Source organism: Pseudomonas sp. PME37.24/006 (assembly GCF_055556635.1).
Genome location: NZ_JBVHNL010000277.1, coordinates 1 through 241, shown reverse-complemented (window position 1 = coordinate 241; position 241 = coordinate 1). Strand labels below are relative to the sequence as shown.

Genomic DNA, 241 nt, shown 5'->3' with positions numbered 1-241 from the left:
CTCCAACGTCGCCTTCTACAAGCAGTTGAAGGCCGCGGGCGTCACCGCCAAGACCCAGAACCTGCTGACCATCTCGGTGACCGAGGATGAAATGCTGGGCATCGGCGGCGAGAACGTGGAAGGCTTCTTTGCCTCGATGAAGTATTTCCAGAGTCTCGACAACGCCAACAACAAGAAATTCGTCGCCGAGTTCAAAGCCAAGTTCGGTGCCAATTCGGTCATCGGCGACGTCACACAAGCA

Annotated in this window: 1 protein-coding gene; it reads left to right on the top strand. The window is 56.0% G+C overall.

Annotated features, from left to right (window positions below; translation table 11 throughout):
* Nucleotides 1-241 (top strand): transporter substrate-binding protein (locus ACZ3GY_RS24715; RefSeq protein WP_465912455.1); only part of this gene is annotated, 241 nt, incomplete at both ends.